Annotated in this window: 17 protein-coding genes; 4 read left to right on the forward strand and 13 right to left on the reverse strand. The window is 42.2% G+C overall.

Annotated elements, in window-relative coordinates; all coding sequences use genetic code 11:
- The first annotated feature begins 99 nt into the window (after positions 1-99).
- The 4 genes from IEV36_RS07595 to bfr all read left to right on the forward strand — a co-directional run bounded on the left by IEV36_RS07595 (position 100) and on the right by bfr (position 3868).
- Positions 100-2214, forward strand: coding sequence for a RelA/SpoT family protein (locus IEV36_RS07595; RefSeq protein WP_005259968.1), 2115 nt, complete (start codon positions 100-102; stop codon positions 2212-2214).
- A gap of 165 nt (positions 2215-2379) precedes the next feature.
- A complete protein-coding gene (gene ridA, locus IEV36_RS07600; RefSeq protein WP_004657462.1) occupies positions 2380-2760 on the forward strand; it encodes a deaminase RidA in 381 nt (126 codons plus the stop codon).
- Between the two features lie 181 nt (positions 2761-2941).
- Positions 2942-3136, forward strand: a complete 195-nt coding sequence (locus IEV36_RS07605) for a bacterioferritin-associated ferredoxin (RefSeq protein WP_005259971.1) — start codon at positions 2942-2944, stop codon at positions 3134-3136.
- A gap of 267 nt (positions 3137-3403) precedes the next feature.
- Positions 3404-3868, forward strand: coding sequence for a heteropolymeric bacterioferritin subunit Bfr (gene bfr / locus IEV36_RS07610; RefSeq protein ID WP_004657459.1), 465 nt, complete (start codon positions 3404-3406; stop codon positions 3866-3868).
- Between the two features lie 61 nt (positions 3869-3929).
- Here the strand turns inward: bfr and IEV36_RS07615 are convergent, their stop codons facing one another.
- From IEV36_RS07615 to aroK, 13 genes are all read right to left on the reverse strand, one after another.
- Positions 3930-5582, reverse strand: coding sequence for a PglL family O-oligosaccharyltransferase (locus tag IEV36_RS07615; RefSeq protein ID WP_005259974.1), 1653 nt, complete (start codon positions 5580-5582; stop codon positions 3930-3932).
- A gap of 163 nt (positions 5583-5745) precedes the next feature.
- Positions 5746-6186: a pilin gene (locus IEV36_RS07620; protein WP_005259976.1), complete on the reverse strand. Its 441-nt coding sequence runs from the start codon at positions 6184-6186 to the stop codon at positions 5746-5748.
- Positions 6187-6309: 123 nt separating this feature from the next.
- Positions 6310-7047: a TfpX/TfpZ family type IV pilin accessory protein gene (gene tfpZ, locus IEV36_RS07625; protein ID WP_005259977.1), complete on the reverse strand. Its 738-nt coding sequence runs from the start codon at positions 7045-7047 to the stop codon at positions 6310-6312.
- A gap of 73 nt (positions 7048-7120) precedes the next feature.
- Positions 7121-7594: a pilin gene (locus tag IEV36_RS07630; protein ID WP_373869380.1), complete on the reverse strand. Its 474-nt coding sequence runs from the start codon at positions 7592-7594 to the stop codon at positions 7121-7123.
- A 435-nt stretch (positions 7595-8029) separates the two neighbouring features.
- On the reverse strand, positions 8030-8590 hold the full coding sequence (locus tag IEV36_RS07635; RefSeq protein WP_005227635.1) for a TPM domain-containing protein: 561 nt from the start codon (positions 8588-8590) through the stop codon (positions 8030-8032).
- The gene (locus tag IEV36_RS07640) at positions 8584-9651 is read right to left on the reverse strand and encodes a TPM domain-containing protein (protein ID WP_005259982.1); all 1068 of its coding nucleotides are present in this window, start codon (positions 9649-9651) and stop codon (positions 8584-8586) included. Before IEV36_RS07640 ends, IEV36_RS07635 begins: the two co-directional genes overlap by 7 nt.
- A 37-nt stretch (positions 9652-9688) precedes the next feature.
- On the reverse strand, positions 9689-10279 hold the full coding sequence (locus tag IEV36_RS07645; protein WP_004776042.1) for a LemA family protein: 591 nt from the start codon (positions 10277-10279) through the stop codon (positions 9689-9691).
- 177 nt (positions 10280-10456) lie between these two features.
- A complete protein-coding gene (locus IEV36_RS07650) occupies positions 10457-11347 on the reverse strand; it encodes a metal-dependent hydrolase (RefSeq protein WP_004776045.1) in 891 nt (296 codons plus the stop codon).
- Between the two features lie 170 nt (positions 11348-11517).
- Positions 11518-12939: a glutamate synthase small subunit GltD family protein gene (locus IEV36_RS07655; protein ID WP_004776047.1), complete on the reverse strand. Its 1422-nt coding sequence runs from the start codon at positions 12937-12939 to the stop codon at positions 11518-11520.
- A gap of 71 nt (positions 12940-13010) precedes the next feature.
- Positions 13011-17489 carry a glutamate synthase large subunit gene (gene gltB, locus IEV36_RS07660; protein ID WP_171067998.1) on the reverse strand — a complete coding sequence of 1493 codons (4479 nt, stop codon included), beginning with the start codon at positions 17487-17489 and terminating at the stop codon, positions 13011-13013.
- Between the two features lie 461 nt (positions 17490-17950).
- Positions 17951-18808 carry a hypothetical protein gene (locus IEV36_RS07665; protein WP_005259986.1) on the reverse strand — a complete coding sequence of 286 codons (858 nt, stop codon included), beginning with the start codon at positions 18806-18808 and terminating at the stop codon, positions 17951-17953.
- 19 nt (positions 18809-18827) lie between these two features.
- On the reverse strand, positions 18828-19910 hold the full coding sequence (aroB, locus tag IEV36_RS07670) for a 3-dehydroquinate synthase (protein ID WP_005259989.1): 1083 nt from the start codon (positions 19908-19910) through the stop codon (positions 18828-18830).
- A gap of 19 nt (positions 19911-19929) precedes the next feature.
- Entirely contained in the window at positions 19930-20499 is a 570-nt protein-coding gene (gene aroK / locus IEV36_RS07675) for a shikimate kinase AroK (RefSeq protein WP_104021896.1), read from the reverse strand.
- Positions 20500-20503 lie beyond the last annotated feature (4 nt).

Here is a 20503-nt window from a genome sequence, read left to right on the forward strand (position 1 = left end):
TACGAGTTTTTATAATGAACAAATTGACAAGCTTTGCAATTTGCTTTTCATTAGAAGATAAGCTTATTCATTACTGAATTCATGTTAAAAAGGTGTTATATGCCAGGCGAAGAAGTCAGCCAAGCCAAGCAACAGCTCAAAGTCATCATTGAAGCCTATCTCAAGGATAGCGACGTTCAACGTGTGCTTGCTGCCTGCGATTTTGCTGATTTAGCCCATAGCGGTATTACCCGTAAAAGCGGTGAACCCTATGTATTACACCCGATTGCAGTCAGTTGTATCCTCGCGCATATGCGTCTGGATGCGGATACACTCATGGCAGCTTTACTGCATGACGTAATTGAAGATACTGAATTTACCAAAGATGAAATCGGGCAAAAATATGGTCTGGTGGTTGCCGAGCTGGTCGATGGTGTCACCAAACTTAGCCATTCCAGCGATAAAGAATATAACAAAGCCGCATCATTCCGAAAAATTCTGCAAGCAACGCTACAAGATCCGCGTGTCATTATTATTAAACTGGCAGACCGCTATCATAATATGACCACCTTGGGCGCGCTCCGTCCCGATAAACGCGCGCGTATTGCGCAGGAAACTTTTGATATTTTTGTACCGATGGCACGTCTGGTCGGTATGAATGAAATGGCAGACAACCTTGAACATCTCTGCTATCAAAATCTTGATCTGGATATGTTTAATGATGTGCAAACCGCATTATTAGAAACCAAACCAAAACGTTGTGAATATCAGGCGATCTGGGAACAGAAACTGACTGACCTGTTAAAAAACCATGACTTAAAAGGTCGTATTAAAAAGAAAAATAACAATATCGAATTACTCCGCCACTTTGTTAAAAATGAAATCGACCTGAATGAACTCAGCCATAGCCATGCCTTTGAAATTATTTTACAAAGCATCGCTGACTGTGACCGTTTAGTCGATGCGCTCAAAGATAATTTTCAGGTTTTACAATATAGCGATCATATTCGTCGTCCACTCCCTGGCGGCAACCAGTCCTTAATGATCAAGCTGAAAGGTGAGAAAACCACGCTTTCCTTGACCATTCAAACCGAACTGATGCGTAAAGCTGCGCGTTTCGGGGTAGTCCTTGGGGAAAATGCGCCACAGGCCTGCCGTTCTGCGATTCAAGCATCGATGCAGAATCTGAATACATTGATCGATAGTGGTTGCGCGAAAACAACGTTTAGCGACTTACTTGATTATTTACACCAAGAAAAAATCTGGGTCTATACCCCACATGGGCAATTACACGAATTACCGCAAGGCGCAACCGTTGTTGATTTTGCCTACTCAGCTAGCCTATTTTTAGGCAACCACGCCGTAGGTGCTAAAGTAGATGGAGAAATCCGTCCTTTATCGACACCGTTGCATAGCGGACAAGTGGTCGAGATCATTACCGATGTCCTTGCGACACCAAATCCGGACTGGCTCAGCTTTATTAACACCCAAAAAGCCCGTCGTGCCTTACAGAACATGCTGCGTGAACAAGATATTGATGAACAACGTCTGGTGGGCCAGCAAGCTCTAAACCGTGCCTTAAAGCTGTTCCAGCGCTCGATCAACGATCTTTCACCAACTGACTGGATCAATGTTCTGGAATGGCGTCATGTCAGCAGTAAAGATACGCTTTTTGAACAAATTGCAGTGGGTGATTTACTACCTCAACTGGTTGCAAATCATTTATTTTCGCAAGACTATTCACAGCATCAGGAAGCTTCTGACCGCCTCATCGTGGGTACAGAAGGCGTCGATGTAAAATATGCACATTGTTGTAATCCTGTTTTGGGCGATCCGATTCAAGGGCACTTATCACGACGTGGTTTAATCGTGCATCGCTCACGTTGTCGTAATTTATTGCATGAACAACATCTACATCCAGAAAATATTATGCCGCTCAACTGGCAATCTGAAGAAATTGATGATGTCCGCTTTAGCGCCTACCTATGCATTCATATGGAAATGAATGATGAACAAATTTCCGACCTGATCTATCAATGCCGTAAAGCCAAAACAGGTGTTGAAATGGTTCAATCTCAAGATCATAAAACCTATGTCAACATCGTCGTCAGCAACCGTAATCAGATCGCACAAATCATTCGTGACTTACGTATGCACTTCGGTTTCCCTCGTATCGAGCGCCTGAACATGCCAATCGTGCAACCTGAAGTGACTAAAGCCGAAACAGTGAATTAAGCCAACAGTACGGCTGCAACATCAATCACAAGCATGTGACCGCAATAAAAAACTCAAGAATAAATTCAAACAACAGCGACTAAACAGTATTCAGCCCTTTCGTGTCTGCGCTTTTGTGTTAAAGTCGCATTGTTTAAGAGAAAACATAGGACTTAGGAGAGCTTAATGTCACGTCAAGTTATTCATACTGAACACGCCCCTGCTGCTATCGGAACATATTCTCAGGCAATTCTTGTTGGCAACACGCTCTATCTATCAGGCCAGATTGGCTTAGATCCGTACAGTATGGAACTTGTAGAAGGAATTGAAGCTCAAATCCGTCGTGTATTTGATAATCTGAAAGCAGTCTGTACTGCTGCTGGCGGTAGCTTGGCAGACATTGCCAAACTCAACATCTTTCTGACTGATCTATCTCACTTCCAACTCGTGAATCAGATTATGGGCGAATATTTTGCTCAACCCTACCCAGCACGTGCAGCACTCGGTGTTGCCAGCCTGCCAAAAGGCGCACTGGTCGAAATGGATGGGATTGTGATCATTCCATAAGATATTTTTAACTTATAGTTATCAATAAGATAAAAAACACTCAAAATACCGCCGATAAAGCGGTATTTTTTTATTCAAATTCCCAATAAACATATTCTACCACTTAGAATGAAATTCATTGACAAACGATAATAATTATCAATAATATCAATTATCGCATTTATATTTGTGGATCACTCCCATGTATGTCTGTTTATGTCGTGGAATTACAGATCAGGATATCAAAGACGCTGTTGCAAACGGCGCTGAAAGCTATCGTGAAATCCGTGACCTACTCGACCTAGGCACGTGTTGTGGTCGTTGTGCACCTGAAGCACGCGCAATTATTAGTGATGAGCTTTCTGAAATTGCAGCACGCATTTCCATCGCAGCCTGATTTAGTTTAAAAATTACCTCTTAATTTACCGCATCTTTTACGACTCCACCGCTTCTTGCAGAACTTTTAAGTTCCTCATCCAGCGGTTTTTTTATGAAAATCATATTTCTATAATGATGTTACGGAGTTTCAAATACTCCACTTATGATTGTGATTTTCATTTGCCGTTCTATAAATTACTCGCCAGAACATTATTTGTTGATTAATATAAGATAAATTGCCTTAGCTACTAGGGCATCAACACTTGGTGTTTTTGGAGTAAACGCAATGAAAGGCAATCGCGAAGTTATCAACCAACTGAATCAGGTGCTTTACCACCATTTAACCGCCATTAACCAATATTTCTTACACTCTCGTATGTTTAATGATTGGGGTATTGAGCAGTTAGGTTCAGCCGAATACAAAGAATCGATCCGTCAAATGAAACACGCTGACAAAGTCATCGAGCGTATTTTATTTTTGGAAGGTTTACCGAACCTACAGCATTTAGGCAAACTCTACATCGGTCAACACACCGAAGAAGTTCTAAACTGCGATATTCGCAAAGTGAAAGAAAATATTGAAGCAATCAAGCAAGCGGTTGAACTTGCTGAAGCGGAACAAGATTATGTCACCCGTGATTTAGTTCAGGAAATTCTAGAGAAAGAAGAAGAATATTGGGACTGGCTCGATACACAACTTGATCTGGTTGAAAATGTGGGTATTGAAAACTATATTCAAAGCCAGATTTAAAAATATCCCAAATAAAAAAACCAAAGCATTGCTTTGGTTTTTTTATTGCAAAAAGCCTAATTTAAGACTTTTTGACCTGCGCCTTTTTATTTAATTCGATGATGTCTGCCAGACTCACCTTTTGTTTATACAGCTGTCTCAACACAACCAGCTGTTGCTCTGCTTCCTCTAACTTTTGATTGTAAGCCAGTAACTGCGCATACTTCTTCAAGTTGTATGGTGTGGCTTTATTCTTCACCATCTCCCCAAGCAGTGTTAAATCAGCCTCAGACATCTCTACCTGTGGCTTTAATGCAATCCAGTCAAGACGTTGCTGGAACTGGGTCAAAACTAAAATTTTAGAACTTCCCAAAACTTCTGCTGTCGGCTGTTGGTTTTTAAAGACCAGACGGCTATTGTCCTGATAAAGCTTATAGTCACGCCAAATCAGCAATACAACGATAAGTGCACACATGCCAACAAAGCGAATGACATTCTTATTGACCGTCACTCCTTTTAACTTCGGAGTCTGCGCCTGAATAAGTCCTAGCAAGAAGCCCATTGGCAGCAAGAAATATGCATAGCGTTGTGGAAACTCGAGCATCGCATGAATCAGGATTGCACAGACCATCAAAATCGCAATGATCGAGGTGATATCCTTAGCATTTTTATTGAGCCAGAATAACCATAATGAGATATAGCCAATAATCAACAGCCCCAGAGGCACACCGTTCCAGACCAGTAAATCGAGCAACACATTATGCGCACTGTTAAACCAGACTTGTACAGTATTAAAATGAATACTCTCAACCACCGCTATGCTGGTTTGACTCCAGCCATAACCAAACCAAGGCTTGTCAGCGATTGCATGTAAGATCTGTACCCACATACCAAGTCGTTCATGTCCCGAACCTGCACGTTGCGCAATGGATGCTGTTTGAGTCACACCCGTATCGATACTTGAGCTTAAAAGCTGTGTCAGAACAGGCAATAAGTAGCCCGCAATAACAAAATACAGCCCTACCCAAAGCAATAATCTTGGGAAATTAAATCGAGGTGAGTTTTTGTATTGCTTATAAATCCAGTAAAAGAACAGGAAAATACAGACCACCCAAGAGGTTCTTGATTGAGTCAATGTGATTGCAAATAGTGTGACCAAGCTCGCGGGGATTAATAACCATAAGGTCAGCCTTCTTTTTTCATATAAATACAAGCCGCCCATCAAGCCCATAATTAAAAAGGTTGCCAGATTATTCGGTTGTCCAAAATTGGCATAAGGTCGTCTGGTTTTGAGCTGTATAATTCCATCAATATAGGCTTCGAGATTTAACCACTGTACGATGGCCATAATCGCACTGACAAAAGAAATACTCAGCAAGAGATAGCTTACGCCCAGCATGATGCGTTCCCGTTGCTCCGCTTGCAGGCTTAAGTTATAGCCCGCAATGATCATTAACCAGAATACAAAGAGATAAGCGGAGCTAAGGAATGCTGTACTGAAATCAGTAATTAAACCAAAAGCCCACTGGCATAGCGGAATAAGAGCTATACCCAACATCAAGATTTGAGGACGCGGGATTTTTACATTTTTATTGAACAGCAAGGCAAGTAACGCCACGCCACCACCAAAGCTCGCCAGTTCACTGGAAAAAGTCACCCAGGGATAAGTATGGACTGGGGATAGCCAGGCAAAACTAAACAAGATGCTGGCAAGTAAAAAGCATAAAAATTGCATAGGTCATACATGAAAAAAGGCCTAGCGAATTATATCGTTAAGCCTCGAGATAGAAATCGAATATTAGATAAAAACTACAATTTACTTTCACTGACGTAAGTCAACAATCTTAACCACTTCGCCTTTTTCTTTGTTAATAAGAACGGCCATGTAAATAAAAGCTCTATCTACAAGCGTTAGGTCTATATTTAGCATTTAACGTCCCTGGCGTACATGTCCATGTTGCAGCGCCATCTGTTGTTTCAAAAAAAATAGTTTGTCCATTCGCTACTCCTGTCGTCATTGTCATGGTTATCCGACCAGTAGGATAATTTCCTATAACAGAATCACTCATCTCTGAATATTTACCGACCAGAGTAACATTAACTTCACCACTATTAGGCACTACATTTACTCCAACAAATTTTGTGGGCCAAGTAGCATAATTCCAACCATAATCTCCTAAAGCAGACTTCATTCCAGACCCAAGTATAATTGCTTCAGAAACTTGTGCACGAGTTATATAATCACGATATGCTGGAACCGCAATAGCAGCTAAAATTCCAATAATAGCTACAACAATCATTAATTCAATCAAAGTAAAACCTTTGGAGCGTATATTCATTGCTCTGACCCATGCATTTTTTTATTTTAATGCAACATATATACCATCTTTTATTAACCAATAAAATCAACAAGTTAATAAAAACATTAATGACATTTTTCGTCGATATTTAACTTTCTTTTATCACCATGGTCTTAAATCGACAATCGCAATAGGCTGAGCGTTTTGATTAACTAATACTACCATATCTTCCTCAAGACCTTTAGCGGGTAAAAATCCTATTAATTTTGCAGAATGATATTTTGTAAATATTTCTTCAACTTCTGCTTTAGAGTTAACAGCAAATAAAGTATTTAAAGGGCGTACCTTTTTCTTAATTTGCTCACTTCTTGCTTGTATTGGCTGATATGTTTCAGGTCTACTAGCTAGGCTCTTACCAAACAACTCGTCCTGTTTCTGTTGCTTTGCAATCTCTAGATCAGAAGAATACACAGCACTCACCCAACGGGGTTTCATAAGTAAACTGGTCTCAAAATTTTTATCTATTTTTATATTAGACTCATACTTTAAGTCTACAGCCCGGACAAACTCAATATCATCTATGACAAATACATTAAAAACCGGGCGACCTTGAGCTACAGTATGTAGACCATATAAATATGCAGCCAACTGAATCATAATAATGATTAATAAATCTATTTTTAATTCTTTTTTCTTAAGATTAAAAATGGCAAAAGTCAGTAAAGGACCAAGAATCAAATCAATTGATAAGATGATCCAGAATATACTCCCAACTCCCATTGCCTTATCCAAAGGAAAAGGATACCAAAGATAAAATACAAAGAATAAAGCAATGGATAATAAAATTAATGAAAATATACTATGAACAGCCGCTGCATATAGTCTTTGTGTCCAGTTCACTTATAGCCCCCCTTTATAGTAATTTTATATTAAAAAAGACCTCGAAAGGTCTTTTTTAATATTCATTTAAATATTAAGGCTTACAAGCATTTGGTAAGTATTTAGCAAGAATGGTTGTATCTTTACCTACTGCAGTACCAACAGTCGTATTACCACAAGCCCATGTAGAACCACCATCAGCAGTTGTATACGTTAATGTCTCTTTACCAGTCTCTGCTGCTTTACCAGAAGTCATTTTTGCCGTAATTACACCTGCTGGATAGTCTCCAGTGATAGTGTCATTAACTGCAGAATATTTTCCAGTTAAAGTTGCATTCAATTGTTCCGCTACAGGAGTTTCTCCTGGCGCAACTAATTTTACAGGCCATTTATTTTTATCCGCACCATATTCAGCTAAAGGAGTTTTTAAACCACCTGCCAAGGTTACTGCTTCTGATACTTGTCCACGCGTAATATAATCCTGATATGCTGGAATCGCGATTGCCGCCAAAATACCAATGATCGCTACAACGATCATCAATTCGATAAGAGTAAAACCCTTTTGCATTGATTTCATAACATTTCTCCAATGGATATTTTTTATAAGCTTTTTTCAGCTACTTAGTATTTAGCATGTTTTATGCCAGTCCTTAGCTTAGCCAATTTTACTCTAAAAAAACAGGGACTTAAAAAATTTTCATGTTGGATAAAAGCAGAGCAATTTAGACATTTTAAGAAAAAAAATGACAAATAACGTCAGCTTTACTGCTTTATTATTCATTTTTTTAGATATCAAATTTGACTATTTTCTAATTGTATTTAAATTGAGCGACCTGAATCACACAAAATTTATTTCAATTATTTTTTATTATTTCTTGCCGTTTATCGGAAGCCGATAAGAAGGCTTGTGATTCAGAAATTCATCTATACAGAATAGTCTGCACAATAATTTATTTTTTCTAAAATAACAAGCCAGATTTTTGATGAAAATTAAAAACCGAACTTAATTTAAAATGATCGGTTCATTTGGTAATTCATTTTGATCATTCAGGTCTGATTTTACATAATACTGATCTAGAATCTGCCCAATTTCTGTCACCCCGTTGGTCACCGCTTGCAGATATTGCTTTTGAGCCAGCAACAACACAATACTTTGGCAAATTCCATTCCAGATTTCAGTTTGGGTGGCATTTTTTAAGCCACGATCAATCACAATTTCAACTTTACGCTCGCACAGGTTCAAATACAGCAATACACCACTATTCAGTTCAGTATCCCAAACACCCAGTTCTGCAAATAGTTGCTGCGCCCGTAAGCGGGTATTTTGCTGATAGGCTTGCGAACATGGGATATGTCCTTCGATCACCACCTGTATTTCACCTACATGGCCTTTTTCCGCCTGCTGTACCGCTTTGGCAATCTCGGTTCGGTCTTGCTTGCTAAAATAACGATGCGCCGAGGAGACATAGAGGAAATGCTTAAACCAACGTTTCAAACTTGGTTGAACATGCTCATCCAGTTTTGGCTGGGTAATAATCTGTGTTGTATCTGTCTTGGTTACCATGAGCCTGATGCTCCTCCCCCGCCAAAGCTACCACCGCCGCCACTATAGCCACCGCCGCTGCCGCCAAAACCTCCACCACCACCGCCTCCGCGGCCACCACCTGACAAGAACATCTGGAAAATCAGTTGCGCGAGTGAAGTAATCAATAAAAAGAAGATCCCGACACCAAGTAACAAGCTCATTACCAGACCTGCACCATTCACAAGGCCAGCGACCGTTGCTGCCACGGCAGCCGTTGAAGCACTTAAACGATTCCCCACAATAAAAGACCCGACCACACCCGCAATCAGGATAAATAAGGCCATGGTGAGAGTATTGTCTTTGGCTTGTTGCGCATGTAAGGCCTGCTCATGACGGTCTTTTAACTCTTGAGCAGCTTGCTGGGCAATTTCAGGATCTAAATTCACAATACGGGTGATTTCATCTAAACCCGCTGAAATGCCCTGTGCATATTGACCTTGTTTAAAATAAGGTGTGATCTGATTTCGAATAATTCGGCTCAGCACCAGATCTGGCAGTACACCTTCCAGACCATAACCAGTCAAGATCTGGATATTACGGTCATTTACCGCAATCGCCATCAGCAAACCATTATCACGTTTGGCTGAACCCAGTTGCCATTTTTCCCCAGCACGGAGTGCAAAATCAAAGATCGCTTCTTGTCCCGTGGTCGGTACAATAATCACACCAACTTGAGCCTTACCTTGTTGATAAAGACTCAGGATTTTCTGATTGAGCTGCTGCATTTCAGCATCACTCAATATCTTAGCCTGATCAATAACGGGCTGATTTAAGCTCGGCAATCCACGTATGGATTCACCTTCAGCCATGTCATCAGCAACTTTGGGCAATACAGGTGTTTCAGTATTCGATGTAGTCGAAGGTGCGGGCTTATTCTTTTGCTGTTCCTGAATAATTTTGCCTGCAACCACCAGATCACTTTGATCCGTTGCAGTTGCAATCTCGGCCCAAACCGTATGTTGAAAACAAAGTGTCGCAAAAACGAGTAACAAGGCAGGCAAAAGCTGCTGTTTTAATCTTTGCTGTAACGCTTCTAACATACGGTCACTCCCCAACATTTAAAAACAATTTCAGAACTTAGTTAAATGAAACTGTTGGTGCTTGTTGAGCAGACTGTTCCGCCTTGAAGTTTTCTTTGGTTTTCATGCCAATCACTTTAGCTGTCAAGGCTTGAGGGAATTGACGTACATAGCCGTTATAGTCCTGAACGGTTGTAATATAACGGTTACGGGCAACCGCAATACGGTTTTCAGTGCCTTCCAACTGAGCTTGAAGGTCACGGAACTGCTCATTGGCTTTCAGGTCAGGATAATTCTCTGAAACTGCGATCAAACGTGACAAAGCACCCGTCAATTGGCTTTGTGCCTGCTGATATTTCTCAAATAATGCAGGATCTTCCAGCACTTCTTTATCGACTTTCAAGCCTGCAACATTCGAACGCGCCTGAGTCACCTCAGTCAGCACTTGTTCTTCATGTTTGGCATAGCCTTTCACGACATTGACCAGATTCGGCACAAGGTCAGCACGGCGTTGATACTGGTTCTGTACTTCAGACCAAGATGCGCTTACCGCCTCATCTTTCACTTGCAAAGTGTTATAACCACAACCTGTGAACAGGAGTGTGCTTGCCAATACGGTTGCGAGTGCTGTTTGCTTAATTGCTTTCATAAAAATTTATCCTCAGGTTTTTCTTTATATTTTTGCGATAGTTCATTGTAATGTGATTTTTTGCTGGCTGTGTAACATTTATTAAAGTTGATTTATAACTGTTTAAATAAAAAAGGCATTACTCAACGATATTGATGTAATGCCATGCTAAGCAAACTTTATTTTTAAATAGGTTGGTTAACTATACAGTTGAGAAGCTGTTCCCTCCTGAAAACTCACCATCCCATATTCATCCGCCATACGCGCTTTCCAGTAATTGACCAATTGCGTGTAATCATGTTTTGCAGGATGAAAATCGGCCTGATAATAGGACAAATACTCTGGAATCAATTGAATCAACATTTTCGCCAATAAGTAAGTGCCAAACAGATTGCCACCCAGCTTTGGCAAGCTTTTCCATTTGTCCTGCCAGATGAGTCGTGAAGTCGCATAAAAAGTGAGGCTGGCAAAGCCTGTAGTCACACTACGCATCAGTAAACGGCGGATACGGTCATCACCATAGACTTCCTGATAGACATCAAAAGCTACGGAACGATGCTCAATTTCTTCAATGGCATGCCATACCCACAATTTCATGGCATCATCATCCAGCGTACTTAAAATTTCTGGATGTTTCAGAATATAGCCGCCTAACATTGCAGTGAAATGTTCAAAAGCACAGGTCAAAGCCAACTGTAATTTAGGATGAATATTGCGGAGCAGATCATCCCGTTTCGCCAGCCATGCCTGAAAACGGTCTAAATTATAATCATCCCGTCGCCATGCATCATTAAACTCGGTATGCGCTTTGGAATGCATCGCTTCTTGCCCAATAAAGGCCGCAATTTGTGCCTGTAATTGTGGATCTTTGACTTTGTCACGAACATTACGGACGCTATTCACAAAGTACTGTTCGCCAATTGGGAAGGTCGAAGAAAGTGCGGTCAGTAGATGTGACATGACAGGTGAATTGGCAAAATAATGGCGTTTGATTTTTTCTGGATTAAATTGCAAACGACGCACGGTAATCCCCAACGCTTTGGGGCGATTTAAATAGCTTTTTTCTACATTCGCATTTGCAAGGGCCATCGTGATTACCTTGTTCATTTTATAGTCCGTCTTCGAGTATTGCGCTGTACAAACATCTAGGACAGGGCAAAAAAGCTTAGAAGATTTGCCAAAACTACCAAAATGACAAGATGAAAAAATAAAGCCTGCATTAAGCAGGCTTTATTTCAATAGATTCTATCTTGTATTGATTAAACGCCAAGATAATCCAGAATACCTTCAGCTGCTTGGCGACCTTCCCAGATTGCAGTCACAACCAGATCAGAACCACGTACCATGTCACCACCTGCGAAGATTTTTGGATTCGAGGTCTGGAACTTGAATTCTTGTTGTTCCGCAGCAACAACGCGGCCTGAACCATCGAGGCTCACATTTGCACCACCAAACCAGTCTGCTGGGCTTGGGCGGAAACCGAAGGCAAGCAATACCGCATCTGCTGGCAAGATTTCCTCTGAACCAGGAACAGGCTCAGGGCTACGGCGACCACGGCTATCAGGCTCACCCATTTGGGTAGTCACCACTTTAACACCTGTCACTTTGCCATTCTCACCCACAATCTCGATTGGCTGACGGTTGAACAGGAATTTAACACCCTCTTCATAGGCATTTTTTACTTCGCGCGCAGAACCTGGCATGTTGCTTTCGTCACGACGGTAAGCACAAGTGACATCATGCGCACCTTGACGCAATGAAGTACGGTTACAGTCCATCGCAGTATCACCACCACCCAATACGATGACTTTCTTGCCATCGACACTGATGTATTCGCTTGGATCTTTTTCCCAGCCTTGGCAACGGTTGACATTGGCAATCAGGAAGTCTAATGCATCGTAAACACCATTCAGGTCTTCACCTGGGAAACCACCTTTCATATAAGTATAGGTTCCCATGCCCATGAACACGGCATCGTATTCAGCAAGCAATTGTTCAATAGTGACATCAACGCCAATCTCGGTATTTAAGCGGAACTCGATGCCCATACCGGTAAAGATTTCGCGACGACGTTTCATCACATCTTTTTCCATTTTAAATTCTGGAATACCGAATGTGAGCAAACCACCAATTTCAGGGCGTTTATCAAATACGACTGGCTTTACACCACCACGCGCCAAAATATCCGCACAACCTAAGCCCGCTGGGCCTGCACCAATAATCGCAACTTTTTTATTGGTCCACTTTACCCCAGACATGTCTGGACGCCAGCCCAAAGCGAAAGCAGTATCATTGATATATTTTTCAGCATTACCAATGGTGACTGCACCAAAACCATCATTTAAGGTACAAGCACCTTCACACAAACGGTCTTGCGGGCACACACGACCACAAACCTCTGGCAAGGTGTTGGTTTGGTGGCAAAGTTCAGCCGCTTGGAAAATCTGGCCTTCTGCAATCAGTTTTAACCAGTTTGGAATGTAGTTATGTACCGGACATTTCCATTCACAATACGGGTTACCACACCCTAAACAACGGTGGGTCTGATTCGCAGCCACTTCCGCAGTAAAAGGTTTATAAATTTCCACAAACTCTGCCTTGCGGACAGTAATATCTTTTTTCTCTGGATCTTGGCGTGCTACATCCAGAAATTGAAAGTCATTATTAAGGCGCTCTGCCATGTCTCTCTCCGTGGGTAGGCGCATCGATGTCCCTCATCTCTGCACCTGCCTATGTCTATGCAGTCGTGGAATTATTGTGGATCAGCTTGGGTTGTTTTCAAAAGCGTCTGTAAATTAGCAGCTTTTGGTTTCACCAGCCAGAACTTACGACTATAGAAGTCGAACTCATTACGGATCTTGTAAGCCCATGCACTACCCGTCTCTTGAATATGTTCATCCAAAATACGGAGTAGGTTTTCTTTATGGTCTTCCATCGCTTCTGTAGAGATACGATTCAGATCAATAAGTTCGTGGTTATAGTAGTCGACAAAGTCATTATCAAGGTCGAGTACATAAGCAAAACCACCAGTCATACCTGCACCGAAGTTATGACCCACTTTACCTAATACGGTAACCACACCACCCGTCATATATTCACAACAGTGGTCGCCCGCACCCTCAATAACCGCAAATGCGCCTGAGTTACGAACCGCGAAACGCTCACCCGCAGTTCCCGCAGCAAAGACTTTACCGCCAGTCGCACCATATAAGCAGGTGTTACCAATAATTGCGGTATTTTGGGTCTGGAACGGCGAACCTTTTGGTGGGAAGATCGATACACGACCGCCAGCCATACCTTTACCGACATAGTCGTTGGCATCACCTTCAAGTTTGATATGCAAACCACCCGCATTCCATACCCCGAGTGACTGACCCGCAGTACCAATCAGGTTCATGACCACTGGATTATTTTCCATACCCAGATTGCCATAACGACGTGCAATCTCACCTGAGATACGCGCACCAATCGAACGGTCACAGTTACCTACAGTGAAGTTGAATGAACCACCTGTACCCGCTTCAATTGCTGGCAACATTTCTGCCACCATTTGCTCAGCCAAGACACCTTTATCAAATGGTGCATTGCCCTGAACTTGGCAATATTGCGCCTTACCGTCAGCAGCAGGATGTGAGGTTAATAATGCACTGAGATCAAGATGTGCATGTTTGTCTGTTTCACCCGGTAATACTTCGAGTAAATCAACACGACCAATCAAGTCTTTCAGTGAGGCAACACCCAATGCAGCCAACCATTCACGCGTTTCTTCTGCAATAAACTTGAAGAAGTTGATCAGCATTTCAGGTTCACCAATATAGTGTTCCTGACGTAAATGATCTTGCTGTGTTGCAACACCCGTTGCACAGTTGTTCAAGTGACAGATACGCAGGTATTTACAACCTAATGCGATCATTGGCGTAGAACCGAAACCGAAGCTTTCCGCACCTAAAATAGCCGCCTTGATGACATCCAGACCCGTTTTCAAACCACCATCGGTTTGTACACGAACCTTGCCACGCAAGTCATTTACACGGAGTGCTTGATGCGCTTCGCTTAGACCCAATTCCCATGGTGAACCCGCATGGTGAATCGATGAAAGTGGTGATGCCGCTGTACCACCGTCATAACCTGAAATGGTAATGAAGTCGGCATACGCTTTTGCAACACCCGCAGCAATTGTTCCAACACCCGGTTCAGATACCAGTTTGACTGATACCATCGCTTGAGGATTGACCTGTTTCAAGTCAAAGATCAATTGCGATAAATCTTCAATCGAATAAATATCATGATGCGGTGGTGGTGAAATCAAGGTAACACCGGGTACTGAGTAACGTAAACGTGCAATTAAGCCATTCACTTTACCACCTGGTAACTGACCACCCTCACCCGGTTTTGCACCTTGTGCTACTTTGATCTGTAATACTTCAGCAGATGTTAGGTAAGCTGGCGTTACACCAAAACGACCTGATGCAATCTGTTTGATTTTCGAGTTACGAATCGTGCCATAACGAGCAGGATCTTCACCACCCTCACCCGAGTTAGAACGACCACCAATGGTGTTCATGGCAATCGCAATCGCTTCATGTGCTTCTGGTGATAATGCACCTAAAGACATACCCGCAGAGTCAAAACGTGGCAGAATTTCTTCAATCGTTTCAACCTGATCAATCGCAATTCCATCCGTGGTTTTTAACTTGAATAAATCACGAATCGTTGCAACTGGACGGTTATTAACCAGTTCTGCATATTCTTTAAAGTCTTGATATTGGCCTGAACGTACAGCTTTATGCAAGGCATTGATCACGTCTGGGTTAAACGCATGGTACTCTTTACCAAATACGAATTTAAGCAAACCACCTTGATCAATCGGCTTACGGTTCTGCCAAGCAGTCGTTGCCAATTTTTTCTGGTCATTTTCAAGGTCAGCAAAAGTCGCACCTTGAATACGGCTTGGTACGCCAAGGAAACATTTATCAACCACTTCAGAAGATAAACCGACTGCTTCAAATAACTGACCACCACGGTAAGAGGCAACCGTCGAGATACCCATTTTAGAAAGAACTTTGAGTAAGCCTTTCTCAATTCCTTTACGGAAGTTTGCTTGTGAATGGATTGGGTCACCCAATAATTCGCCTTTAGCAACCAAGTCATTGATGACATCATAAGCCAAATATGGATATACCGCAGTCGCACCAAAGCCTAGCAATACTGCAAACTGATGTGGATCACGCGCAAAACCAGTTTCAACTAAAATGTTCGCATCAGTACGCAGACCCGTTTTAATCAAATGATGGTGTACTGCACCTGTTGCCAATGCAGAGTTTGCAGGCAAGAAACCTTCACGGAAGTTTTTATCTGTTAATACAATCAGCGTTTTGCCATCACGTACTGCCTGTGCTGATTCTTCACAGATACGTGCGATTGCTGCTTGTAAACCTTCAGTTTCAGCATAGTTCAGATCAATATCAACCACGCCATAGCCTTCGCGCTCTTTTTCTACATCGCGAAGCTGCTGCATTTTTGAATTAGACAATACAGGGCTTGAAATGATGATACGGTCGGCATGCTCTGGACCTTGCTCGAACACGTTCTGTTCACGGCCTAAACAGGTTTCCAGTGACATTACGATCGATTCACGTAATGGATCGATTGGCGGGTTGGTGACCTGAGCAAACTGCTGACGGAAATAGTCAGAAACATGGCGCACTTGACGAGACAATACCGCCATTGGGGTATCATCGCCCATTGAACCGACAGCTTCCTGACCGCTTTCTGCGATTGGACGTAACAGTTGATCGCGCTCTTCAAATGTCACCATGAACATTTTTTGCGCTGCTTTTAACTTATCACCTGTAAGACCTTGATCCACCAGTTGCTCTTCAAGCTGTGGATTTGCCTGTAAGCGAATCGCATGATCACGCAACCATTCACGGTATGGACGCATGTTTTTCAGGTGATTGCTGACATCTTTAGTATCAAGCACTTTGCCAGTTAAAGTATCGACTACGAGGATTTGACCAGGGCCAACACGACCTTTAGACACGACATCTTCTGGCTCATAACCCCATACGCCGATTTCAGAAGCAAGTGTGATGTAATCATTTTTTGTGATTACCCAACGCGCTGGACGTAAACCATTACGGTCAAGCATACAGATCGCATGACGACCATCCTGAATCACCAGACCTGCTGGGCCATCCCATGCTTCCATATGTTTCGAGTTGAATTCATAGAAGGCACGTAAGTCAGCATCCAGAGTTTCAACGTTTTGCCATGCTGGTGGAACGAGCATACGGAGTGCACGGAACAGATCCATGCCTCCGCCAACAAGAATTTCAAGCATGTTATCTAGGCTTGATGAATCCGAACCTGTACGGTTTACGATCGGATTTAACTCAGTCAGACCTGGAAGTAATGCATTTTCAAATTTTGGTGTACGTGCCAATGCCCAGTTACGGTTCGCCGTAATGGTATTAATCTCACCATTATGTGCAAGGTAACGGAACGGTTGTGCCAATGGCCAACGTGGCAAGGTATTGGTCGAGAAACGTTGGTGGAACACCACGATATGTGATTTTAAGCGCTCGTCACCCAAGTCGGTATAGAAGTCAGCAATCGCTGCTGGCATCATGAGACCTTTATAGCTGATCACTGTAGTCGCTAATGTAGTCACATAGAATAATGGATCATTTTGTAATTTTTGTTCTGCACGACGACGAGCCAAGAAGAGCTTACGGTTAAACTCAACTTCGGTTAAGCCCATTGGGCAGTTCACGAGAATCTGTTCAAATGCAGGTAAAGATTGAAGTGCAATCTCACCTAAGGCATCGTTATTGGTTGGAATGACACGCCATGCTGCAACGGTCAGGCCTGCAGCTTCGATTTCCTTATTTAAAATGTTTTTCGCATTTTGCGCTAAAGCAGGATCAATATTTAAAAATACCGTACCAGCAGCAAAAATCTCAGTCAGGTTGGTTCCCAGTTTCTGAGCTTCGTCACGGAAAAATTGTTTCGGCATCGCCAATAACAATCCGCACCCATCTCCTGTTTTACCATCCGCGGCAATACCACCACGGTGCGTCATGCAACTTAAACTGTGAATCGCAGTTTCGACCAGATGATGGCTTGATTCACCCTTCATGTGGGCAATCAGACCAAAACCACAGTTATCCTTAAACTCGTCAGGCTGATATAAACCTTGAGCGGGAGCTACAGTATTAGGCGATGGCATGTGCATAGCGTACCCTTCTTTCAACATGGCTCTTTCGAGCAACAAACATTCAATTCATTTTCTGCGATATTGCCGATCAACTCATTTAAAGTTCAATGCTTCGCGAAAACATTTTTACTGGCGGATTTGCAATATACGCCTTTCTTTTTAAAGACGCAGTGCATTTCGCCATCTAAAGTGTTTTCAGTTATTACACCCTCAAAAAAGTTTGTAAAGCACAAAAACTTTCCATTTCACTAAACTAATGAATCATTTAGTACCAAAAGGCGCAATGAGCAGACAAATTAGCACCACAAGAATGCAAAAAACATGCCATGTAAAATAGGATTTACTAAATCATTAAAAAAATTAAAATAACTTTAAATTATAAGGGGCAAAGAACTTGCCCCTAGTTATAAAACGCACCAAAAAAAATCATGTTGCTATAAAAAGAATCACTTCTGCACAATTTTAGTGCAACATCAATTAAATGGATCGCTTACTTCTCGTTTAGAAGAATCTGAATTTTCTTTTATTTTTTCAGCATTTGTCGGTGCTGGAGGGGCCGATTGGCTTTGTTTAACGTTAACGACATTACCTTGTGCATCACGTTGAGTCACAGTCGTTTTAACGGTTGTTGATGAATCTGCCGCCCGATTGCTCGTTGCTGGTGCTCGATTCATTAACAAGGTTTCATCCACTCTAGGGAGCGCTGCAGGTCTTAACTGTACTGCATAAAGCTGATTGGTCGCCGATTTCATTTCATCAGATCCCAAATCATTCACAAACTCAGCATATGTTGTCAGCTGTTGTGCTTTCGGCTTTATCGACTCAGGAAGTGCCAGATTGAGCTGGGCAAATTGACGGGTGGCTTCTTCTGCATTTGAAAAAGCACCATAAGTAAGCACATATTGCTCAACCTGATCTTCACCACTCAGACGGAAATAAACAAACTTCTTGCGATCAGCTCGATTTAACAAGAAATTTTTAATAATTGCCTCATCCGAACTGCGGAAAATTTCCATCGTCCACTGGCGTTGATTATCCTTAACATATTTGGTTCCACGGAATTCAGGCGCATGATCATTAGAGACAACAACACGTGTCGTGGTATCTAATGGCTTTACTTCATCCGAAAGTGCACCCAGATGTGCAGTCGCGGCCACCTTTTCAGGTTGAATCTGAACCTGTGTTTCCGTTTCAGTCGGCTGTTGCTCTTTGACCAGTGCTTTAGTATCCGTAACGCCCCAGAATATCAATGCAGCAATTAAACAAGCCAACGCAAAAACGAGCCAGCTATATTGTTGAATATTTTGCCAAATTGATCGTGACACAGCCATGCTTTACCCAAATAATTAATTATGCAGATTGATTTGCAAGAATAGATTGTTTCATTAACTCAACGTCAAAGTCTTTGGTAATCACCGCCTGACCTAATGTTTTCAATAAAACCAGACGTAACTGCCCATTTAAGACTTTTTTATCATGCGACATATAAGCCAAGAATTCATCTAATGGAATTTTTGGACATGATATCGGTAAATTGGCGCGTTGAATGATATTTTTTGTACGTTGCACATCTTCGGCTGAAATCCAGCCTAAACGGTGCGACAAATCTGCTGCCATCACCATACCCGTAGCTACAGCTTCACCATGCAACCATGTGCCGTAACCCAGATAAGATTCAATCGCGTGTCCAAAGGTATGCCCAAGATTAAGTAAGGCGCGCTCGCCCTGCTCTTTTTCATCGTTTGCAACAATACGGGCTTTATGTGCGCATGAGCGATACACCGCTTCTGCCAATAAGTTTGCATCACGTGCAACCAAAGCATCCATGTTCTGTTCTAACCAGACCAGAAAATCAACATCACCCAATAAGGCATATTTAATCACTTCTGACAGGCCCGCAGACAGTTCACGATCTGGCAAAGTCTCTAGCTGAGCCATATCCGCCAGCACTACTTGTGGCTGCTGGAAAGCACCCAGCATATTCTTGCCCAACGGATGGTTAATACCCGTTTTGCCACCTACGCTTGAGTCAACCTGTGACAACAAGGTGGTTGGCACCTGAACAAAATAGACGCCACGCTGGAAACACGCTGAGGCAAAACCTGCCATATCGCCGATGACACCACCACCCAAAGCCAGTACGGTACAATCACGATTAAAACCTGCTTCAAGCAAAGCATCGAAAATAAGATTCAAATGCTGAAGGTCTTTATATTTCTCACCATCTGGCAAAATGCATTGAGCAACTTGTTTATCAAGCTGGGTCAAGGCATCCATATAATGTTGTAAATATAAAGGCGCAACCGTTGAGTTAGACACCAGCATGACTTGTCGACCATGTAAATAAGGCTCAAGCAATTCTTTTGGATCTAAATGACTACCAATAAATATTGGATAACGACGATCACCCAACTCAACATGTAACGTTTGCATAATGACAACCAACCAGCGATTACTTAACTTGTTTAGATAAAATGACGTGCAAGATACGTTGTGCTAAATCCCGTGCAGCACCTTGATTTGTTTCAATGACATAGTGTGCAACCTCACGATATAAAGGATCGCGCAGTGCCAATAAGTCACGTAGTTTTTGCTCTGGATTTTCGACTTGTAATAAAGGGCGATTTTTATCGCGATAGGTTCGCTGTAGTTGTAACTCTACAGGAGTATAAAGATAAACAACAATTCCACGCTGTTTCAGAAATTCTCGGTTTTTCACTTGGGTGACTGCGCCACCGCCTGTAGCCAATACCAATAATGGACGAGAGGTTAAGTCATTCAATACATTGGTTTCGCGCAACCGAAATCCGACTTCCCCTTCTTTTTCAAAAATCCATGGAATTGTGGCACCTGTTTTACGTTCGATTTCATGATCGCTATCAATAAAATCACGGCCTAGCAATTCTGCTAAATGCCGGCCAACTGTTGTTTTTCCTGCCCCCATTGGCCCTACCAAATAAATATTTGGTAGGGTTTCAAACGCTTTGCTTGGCAACGCGCCACCTATATGAATTGCGATTATTGAA

The sequence above is a fragment of the Acinetobacter vivianii genome, assembly GCF_014635885.1.
Classification (GTDB): Bacteria; Pseudomonadota; Gammaproteobacteria; order Pseudomonadales; family Moraxellaceae; genus Acinetobacter; species Acinetobacter vivianii.

Excerpts from the sequence above, each read along its gene's own strand:
- IEV36_RS07605 (WP_005259971.1), top strand. The coding sequence starts at position 2,942 with ATGTATGTCTGTTTATGTCGTGGAATTACAGATCAGGATATCAAAGAC.
- aroB (WP_005259989.1), bottom strand. The coding sequence starts at position 19,910 with ATGCAAACGTTACATGTTGAGTTGGGTGATCGTCGTTATCCAATATTT.
- IEV36_RS07615 (WP_005259974.1), bottom strand. The coding sequence starts at position 5,582 with ATGCAATTTTTATGCTTTTTACTTGCCAGCATCTTGTTTAGTTTTGCC.
- IEV36_RS07620 (WP_005259976.1), bottom strand. The coding sequence starts at position 6,186 with ATGAATATACGCTCCAAAGGTTTTACTTTGATTGAATTAATGATTGTT.
- IEV36_RS07650 (WP_004776045.1), bottom strand. The coding sequence starts at position 11,347 with ATGGCCCTTGCAAATGCGAATGTAGAAAAAAGCTATTTAAATCGCCCC.
- IEV36_RS07645 (WP_004776042.1), bottom strand. The coding sequence starts at position 10,279 with ATGAAAGCAATTAAGCAAACAGCACTCGCAACCGTATTGGCAAGCACA.
- IEV36_RS07640 (WP_005259982.1), bottom strand. The coding sequence starts at position 9,651 with ATGTTAGAAGCGTTACAGCAAAGATTAAAACAGCAGCTTTTGCCTGCC.
- IEV36_RS07630 (WP_373869380.1), bottom strand. The coding sequence starts at position 7,594 with ATGCAAAAGGGTTTTACTCTTATCGAATTGATGATCGTTGTAGCGATC.
- IEV36_RS07595 (WP_005259968.1), top strand. The coding sequence starts at position 100 with ATGCCAGGCGAAGAAGTCAGCCAAGCCAAGCAACAGCTCAAAGTCATC.
- bfr (WP_004657459.1), top strand. The coding sequence starts at position 3,404 with ATGAAAGGCAATCGCGAAGTTATCAACCAACTGAATCAGGTGCTTTAC.
- gltB (WP_171067998.1), bottom strand. The coding sequence starts at position 17,489 with ATGCCATCGCCTAATACTGTAGCTCCCGCTCAAGGTTTATATCAGCCT.
- ridA (WP_004657462.1), top strand. The coding sequence starts at position 2,380 with ATGTCACGTCAAGTTATTCATACTGAACACGCCCCTGCTGCTATCGGA.
- IEV36_RS07665 (WP_005259986.1), bottom strand. The coding sequence starts at position 18,808 with ATGGCTGTGTCACGATCAATTTGGCAAAATATTCAACAATATAGCTGG.
- IEV36_RS07635 (WP_005227635.1), bottom strand. The coding sequence starts at position 8,590 with ATGGTAACCAAGACAGATACAACACAGATTATTACCCAGCCAAAACTG.
- IEV36_RS07655 (WP_004776047.1), bottom strand. The coding sequence starts at position 12,939 with ATGGCAGAGCGCCTTAATAATGACTTTCAATTTCTGGATGTAGCACGC.